Source organism: Rhodospirillaceae bacterium, assembly GCA_016712715.1.
Lineage (GTDB): Bacteria > Pseudomonadota > Alphaproteobacteria > Dongiales > Dongiaceae > Dongia.
Genome location: JADJQM010000009.1, coordinates 1 through 5683, shown reverse-complemented (window position 1 = coordinate 5683; position 5683 = coordinate 1). Strand labels below are relative to the sequence as shown.

Here is a 5683-nt window from a genome sequence, read left to right as displayed (position 1 = left end):
GCCTGCTCGATCATGGTGCGGACCTGCGCGCCGTGCAGCAGATGCTGGCAGCACGCCGACATCTCGACCCAGGTCTACACCCATGTGCAGGCCTCGCGGCTCACGGCGGCGGTCGAGGAATTCCACCCCCTCGCCCGCAAGAAAGCCGCAGCCAAGACACGTTGACAATCCGGGGCCACCCCGCCAGTAACATCATCGAACAAACGCTCTGAGGTTGATCTTGCAGGCATTTCTCGATTTCGAGGCCCCCGTTGCCGAACTGGAAGGCAAAATTGCCGAACTGCGCGCTCGCCCAGGGCGATGCCTCGGTGTCCATCGCCGACGAAGTGAAATCGCTGGAAAAGAAGGCGGCCAAGAATCTCGCCGATCTCTATGCCAATCTCGAACCGTGGCAGAAGTCGCAGTCGCCCGCCATCCGGACCGGCCCCACGCCCTCGACTACATCAAGGCTCTGATCACACCGACTCGTGCCGCTCGCCGGAGACCGCAAGTTTGCCGAAGACGAAGCCATCGTCGGTGGCCTTGGCCGTTTCCGTGGCCGTGGCGTTGTCGTCATCGGCCAGGAAAAGGGCAACGACACCCAGAGCCGCCTCAAGCACAACTGGGGCATGGCGAAGCCGGAAGGCTACCGCAAGGCGGTGCGTCTCATGGAAACGGCAGACCGCTTCGGCCTGCCGGTCATCACGCTGGTTGATACTTCGGGCGCCTATCCCGGCGTTGCTGAGCGAAGCGCGGCGGCCGAGGCCATTGCCCGCTCCACCGATTGCTGCCTGTCGCTGCGGCGTGCCGCTCGTGTCGCCATCATCGGCGAGGGCGGCTCCGGCGGCGCCATCGCCATCGCCACGGGCAACAGCGTGCGTTGATGTTGAGCACGCCATTTACAAGCGTCATCTCACCCGAGGGTGCAGCCTCCATTCTCTGGCGTGACGTGCCCGCGCCAAGGATGCCGCCGCCGCCCTCAAGATCACCGCGCAGGCGTCATCGACGAAATCATCCCAGAACCGCTGGGCGGCGCAAGCCGGAAGCCGGAAGCCGCCATCGCCGCCGGTGGAGATGCGGTGCCGCGCCCTTCAGGCTTTGGGGCGTGTCGCCCGACGTGTTACGCCCCCAGCGCCGCGAGAAATTCCTCGGGACCTACCGCGGTCTCTGACGGCACCTCCGGCAGGGGAAGGATTGAAGACCATGGCTCATGTGTTTGACACAAGACTGAACCGCCGCGGCCTGCTCACGGGCACGGCCGCCCTTGCCGCCGCCGCCAGTCTGCCACACCCTGCACACGCTGCCGCACACATCGCCAACCTGCGCGTCAGCACCCGTGTGCTGGAGGTCAAGGGCAAGGCTGCAACCGTCATGGGCATCCTTGATGACCAGGGCCGCCACGGCGTGAACATGGTCTTCAACGGGCGCTTCGCCGCGCGCCTCACCAACGGTCTGTCGGAAGAGACCATGGTGCATTGGCACGGCCTGACGCCGCCTCTGGCGCAGGATGGTGTGCCCATGCTCTCCGGCCCGCCCCTGAAGCCCGGTGATACCGTTGACTATGATTTCGCCACCCGTGATGCCGGCACCCATTGGATGCACTCCCATGTCGGCCTGCAGGAACAGCAGATGCTGCGCCCTCATCATCCGGGAGAGCAATGCCGCTCTACGACGAGCAGGGCATGTGGTGATGCTGCATGATTCACCTTCCGCGACCCGCGGGAGATCTTGCCGAACTGCAGACTGGGCGGCGGTGGTCACGCGGCTCACGCTGGACATGGCGGCGCCATGCAAGCCATGGATCATGCCGCCATGGGTCATGGTGATGCTGTGCAGCGGCGCCTGCCATGCTGAACGACATCACCTTCGATGCTTTCCTCGCCAATGACCGCACACTGGACGATCCCGAAGTGGTCAAGGCGAGAAAGGCGGACGTTTCCGCCTGCGCATCATCAATGCCAGCGCTGCCAGCAACATGTGGATTGATCTGGGCACGGTGAGCGGTGAGCTGATTGCTGTCGATGGCCATGCCGTGCAGCCAGTGAAAGGCCAGCGCTTCCCCCTGGCAATCGCCCAGCGCGCCGACATCCGGCTGGAACTGCCGCTGGGCCCCGGCACCTATCCCATCCTCTTCAAGGTGGAAGGCGGCATGGGCCAGTCCGGCATCATCCTCGCTGCCGGCGATGCGACAGTTGCGAAGATCAACGACCAAGGCGAGGTGCAGCCACCGCTTGACCTGGCGCTGGAAGCCCGCCTCAAGTTCATGGGCAAGACGCCCGAGATCGCCGTCTCAAAAACCGAGATGGTCATGCTCACCGGCGGCGGCGCAGACTATGTCTGGGGCCTCAACGGCAAATCTTCCATGCATGACGTGATCTTCAAGGTGCGCGAGGGCGAGCGCTACGAGGTCATGTTCCACAACATGACCGGCATGGCTCACCCGATGCATCTGCACGGGCACTATTTCAAGGTAGTCGGCATTGGCAACGAGCGCATCGACGGCGCGCTCCGCGACACCGTGCTGGTGCCTGTGGGCGGCATGGTCACCATCCAGTTCGACGCCAACAATCCCGGCACCTGGGCGTTCCACTGCCATCATGTCTATCACATGAATTCCGGAATGATGGGCGCCATCGCCTACACGACGGCGGCCTGAAGCCAGCGCTCAAGCGCGGCCGCCGTTTCTTCCGGATATTCCAGCGTCGGGAAGTGCCCGCACTCCGGCAGTTCAACGTATTCTCCGCGCGGCACCGCAGTGGCAATGCGCCTGCCATCCGCCGCCGGGCTGAACTGGTCATGCACGCCCCACAGGCAGAGAACCGGACAGCCAATCCCGCCAAGCCGTCCCCACTTGTCTGTGCGGTGGGCGAGCGCATCGGATTGCCGGGCCAGTGTCTCCGGGTCCATGGCCTGCGCCATGCTGATGAAGGCTTCGCGTGTTGCAGGCCCCCGCGGCCCCGGCAGATGGGCAATCATGTTGCCCATTTCGATGAGCACCTGCTGCTTCTCGCCGCCACGAATGCGGCTCGAACGCCGCAAGCCGGCAGCCTGATCGGCGACGGCACCGGCGCCTGCCCCAATCACCACCAGTCCCTCGACCCGGTCCGGTGCCGCCAGGGCCACCTCCAGCGCCAGCCGCCCGCCCATGGACGTGCCGAGGACGGAAAACCGCTCCGGCGCTGCGGCCAGTACCTTTGCGACCATCGCCGCATAGTTGTCCTCTGCTGCGATGTGGTCCCGCACTTCCACCGCCTGTGCCCAACGTCCGCCACCGTCGCAGAGGCCGGCATCACAGCCAAAGGCAGGAATCATGACCAGTGTCTTGCGCATGGTGGCTCTGACCTCTTGTGCTTGTTTCAAAGCCATTGTGCCGCCATAACGCCAGCCGGTGCAACACATTCCACGGAAATCCAATGACCAAGTCCCTCGACGTCAAGCTGAAGAAGATCACCTCCGGCAAGTACAAGCCCACCGACTTCATCGTCGCCGACGCCAAGGACCCTGAGATGTCGGCGGGTGTCTCCTCCCCCGGTCCCAAGGACCTGCATGACGAAAGCAAGGGCTACGCCAACGTCGAAACCTTTCGCCAGTCCGTCATTGATGTGGTGAAGCAGGGTGTCGTAGACATCATGCTGGTCGCGGCCAGCTCTCTCGAAGCGATCGCGGCAAAGGGCGTGTTCAAGAAGTCGCACGTCACCCCGGCGATCCGCGCCAATGACGCCACCGATATCTGGCGCGCCCGTGGCTCCTCCTACGCCAAGGAATTTGCCCGCCCCTTCCGCACCGCCAACCTTGCGCACTGCAAGAAGTTCTCCGACCTCGGCCTCTACTCCGTCACCTTCAACAATGACCTCGACGCCGACTACGCCCATCTCGCGGCCTACAATGAGTTCCGCGCCGAAGCCTCGAAACTGAAGTTCCGCCACTTCCTCGAAGTCTTCAATCCCAATGCGCCAAAGAACCTCGATCCCGAGAAGATGCCCTTCTTCGTCAATGACAACATTCTGCGCTGCCTCGGCGGCATGACCAAGGCAGACCGCCCGCTGTTCCTCAAGATGCCCTTCAACGGCCGCAAGGCCATGGAGGAGCTGGCCAGCTATGATACCGAACTCGTTGTCGGCATTCTGGGTGGCGGCGGCGGCACCACCCGCGACTGTCTCGAACTCATCCATCAGGGTGAAAAGTCCGGCGCCCGCGTCGCCCTGTTCGGCCGCAAGATCAAACTTGCCGAGAGCCCGCTCGACCTCTTGAACCTTTTCCGTCCGGTGATCGAACGCCACATCACCCCGGAAGAAGCCGTGAAGCAGTACCACGCCATCCTCAGGAAGAAGAACCTGAAGCCCGTGCGCTCCCTGGAAGACGACCAGAAGATTACCGAGAGCGTGCTGGAAGGCTACAAGAAGTGACACGGTCAGGGATCGTCCTTGCGGGGACGATCGTCCTCGACATCGTCCACATGATCGACAATTGGCCGGATGAGGAGCAGATTGCCTTCATCCGCCAGACCATCGAGGCGCCCGGAGGTCCGCCCCACAATGCTGCGGGCAGGGGCTTTTCGGTGAAACTGGGCGCACCCTTTCCCGTCACCATGACCTGCCTTTGTTGTCGTGATGACGCCGCCGCCGACCTTCATCCGCATCGCAAGCGGGTTTGGCCTCGACACCTCCGGCGTGATCCGCGTTCCCGGCCAGACCACCGACGTCACCCATGTCATGACTTCGCTCGCCACCGGCAGGCGCACCTTCTTCTTCCGCCCCGGCGCCAACAGCACCATGACGGCGGAGCAGATGTTTCCTCCCCATGACAGGGGCAAGATCTTCTATCTCGGCTCGCCCGGCATCTCCACCTCCATGGATGCCAGCGATGGCTGGCGCGCCGTATTCCGCAATGCCCGCGCCCGGCGGCTACAAGACGGCCATGGAGTTGTGTCCGGTGCCGCGTGAACTGCAATGCACCCAGACGCGGCCCTGCCTGCCGCTGCTCGACTATTTCATCATCAACGACACGGAAGCCGAAGCGGTGTCCGGCCTGACCGTCACGGCGGACGGACACTTTGACAGTCCCTCGGCAGAGCGCGCTTGCCGGGCACTGTTCGATCTGCTGGGTGTCAATGACCTGGGTCTGCCTCCACCACCCTGATGGCGCCCTCGCCATGCGCCACCCGGCGACAAGGCCTTCGCGCCCTCCGTCAATGTGCCAAAGTCGGAAGTCGTCGGCACCGTGGCGCAGGTGACGCCTTCTACGCTGGGCATGCTCTTTGGCCTCCACGGAGACTGGCCTCGCCCTATGCCCGGCCTTGCCAACGCCAGCGCAGCGACATCGCTCCACCTTCCAACCTCGGCAACAATCAGGCCGTGGAAAGAGTGTTTGGACTACGCTTTGCCGCAGGGGGCCGCGTTAGCTGTCGTCACCACTGAGCGAGGCCTAGCACCGCGGCTCCTTGATGCGCTTGTTGTTGGTCATCTCAGCAAGACAGGCATTCACCAGCATGGGTTCCATCGAGCCACCTTGGGCCTCGAACCCCTGCCACACACATTTCGCGTCTCGATATGCGAGCCATGCGCGTTGGGAGGCCATGAGGGCATCAAGGTGTTCAGATTTTCCTGATCCCGCGTCGCTCTCCTGGGCGCCTGCCTTGATCTCCGGCCAAATCCTGTTCAGTTCCACATCCGCCTTGTCGAAGTCAATCCCCGCACATTGCGTC

The 5683-nt window shown here is 63.4% G+C and carries 10 protein-coding genes and 1 pseudogene; 8 read left to right on the top strand and 3 right to left on the bottom strand.

All coding sequences use genetic code 11. The annotated features are described in order from the left end of the window. The 5 genes and pseudogenes from IPK59_23160 to IPK59_23140 form a co-directional block, all read left to right on the top strand. Positions 1 to 165 (top strand): hypothetical protein (locus IPK59_23160; GenBank protein MBK8161517.1); only part of this gene is annotated, 165 nt, incomplete at its 5' end. 55 nt (positions 166 to 220) lie between these two features. Further along, positions 221 to 1150, top strand: a pseudogene (locus IPK59_23155) (acetyl-CoA carboxylase carboxyltransferase subunit alpha). A gap of 32 nt (positions 1151 to 1182) precedes the next feature. Beyond that, complete coding sequence (locus tag IPK59_23150; GenBank protein MBK8161516.1) at positions 1183 to 1680, top strand: multicopper oxidase domain-containing protein; 498 nt, start codon at positions 1183 to 1185, stop codon at positions 1678 to 1680. A gap of 146 nt (positions 1681 to 1826) precedes the next feature. After that, a complete protein-coding gene (locus IPK59_23145) occupies positions 1827 to 1979 on the top strand; it encodes a hypothetical protein (GenBank protein MBK8161515.1) in 153 nt (50 codons plus the stop codon). Beyond that, complete coding sequence (locus IPK59_23140; protein ID MBK8161514.1) at positions 1955 to 2635, top strand: multicopper oxidase domain-containing protein; 681 nt, start codon at positions 1955 to 1957, stop codon at positions 2633 to 2635. Before IPK59_23145 ends, IPK59_23140 begins: the two co-directional genes overlap by 25 nt. Here the strand turns inward: IPK59_23140 and IPK59_23135 are convergent. Beyond that, entirely contained in the window at positions 2617 to 3393 is a 777-nt protein-coding gene (locus IPK59_23135; GenBank protein ID MBK8161513.1) for an alpha/beta hydrolase, read from the bottom strand. The genes IPK59_23140 and IPK59_23135 overlap by 19 nt on opposite strands. Here IPK59_23135 and IPK59_23130 point away from each other — a divergent pair. Further along, on the top strand, positions 3393 to 4385 hold the full coding sequence (locus IPK59_23130; protein ID MBK8161512.1) for a hypothetical protein: 993 nt from the start codon (positions 3393 to 3395) through the stop codon (positions 4383 to 4385). The two genes, IPK59_23135 and IPK59_23130, sit on opposite strands and share 1 nt — an antisense overlap. A gap of 5 nt (positions 4386 to 4390) precedes the next feature. Here the strand turns inward: IPK59_23130 and IPK59_23125 are convergent, their stop codons facing one another. Further along, positions 4391 to 4612, bottom strand: a complete 222-nt coding sequence (locus IPK59_23125) for a hypothetical protein (protein MBK8161511.1) — start codon at positions 4610 to 4612, stop codon at positions 4391 to 4393. Here IPK59_23125 and IPK59_23120 point away from each other — a divergent pair. After that, positions 4590 to 4922, top strand: coding sequence for a hypothetical protein (locus tag IPK59_23120; protein MBK8161510.1), 333 nt, complete (start codon positions 4590 to 4592; stop codon positions 4920 to 4922). The genes IPK59_23125 and IPK59_23120 overlap by 23 nt on opposite strands. Beyond that, positions 4912 to 5118: a hypothetical protein gene (locus IPK59_23115; protein ID MBK8161509.1), complete on the top strand. Its 207-nt coding sequence runs from the start codon at positions 4912 to 4914 to the stop codon at positions 5116 to 5118. The genes IPK59_23120 and IPK59_23115 overlap by 11 nt, the downstream gene beginning before the upstream one ends. A 285-nt stretch (positions 5119 to 5403) precedes the next feature. On the opposite strand, the gene IPK59_23110 is transcribed toward IPK59_23115, so the two are convergent. Next, a partial coding sequence (locus tag IPK59_23110; GenBank protein ID MBK8161508.1) for a DUF1311 domain-containing protein occupies positions 5404 to 5683 on the bottom strand: 280 nt, incomplete at its 5' end.

What these genes read in the sequence shown, in the direction of transcription:
- IPK59_23150 (MBK8161516.1), top strand. Translation starts at nt 1,183, where the DNA reads ATGGCTCATGTGTTTGACACAAGACTGAACCGCCGCGGCCTGCTCACG.
- IPK59_23145 (MBK8161515.1), top strand. Translation starts at nt 1,827, where the DNA reads ATGCTGAACGACATCACCTTCGATGCTTTCCTCGCCAATGACCGCACA.
- IPK59_23140 (MBK8161514.1), top strand. Translation starts at nt 1,955, where the DNA reads ATGTGGATTGATCTGGGCACGGTGAGCGGTGAGCTGATTGCTGTCGAT.
- IPK59_23130 (MBK8161512.1), top strand. Translation starts at nt 3,393, where the DNA reads ATGACCAAGTCCCTCGACGTCAAGCTGAAGAAGATCACCTCCGGCAAG.
- IPK59_23120 (MBK8161510.1), top strand. Translation starts at nt 4,590, where the DNA reads ATGACGCCGCCGCCGACCTTCATCCGCATCGCAAGCGGGTTTGGCCTC.
- IPK59_23125 (MBK8161511.1), bottom strand. Translation starts at nt 4,612, where the DNA reads ATGAAGGTCGGCGGCGGCGTCATCACGACAACAAAGGCAGGTCATGGT.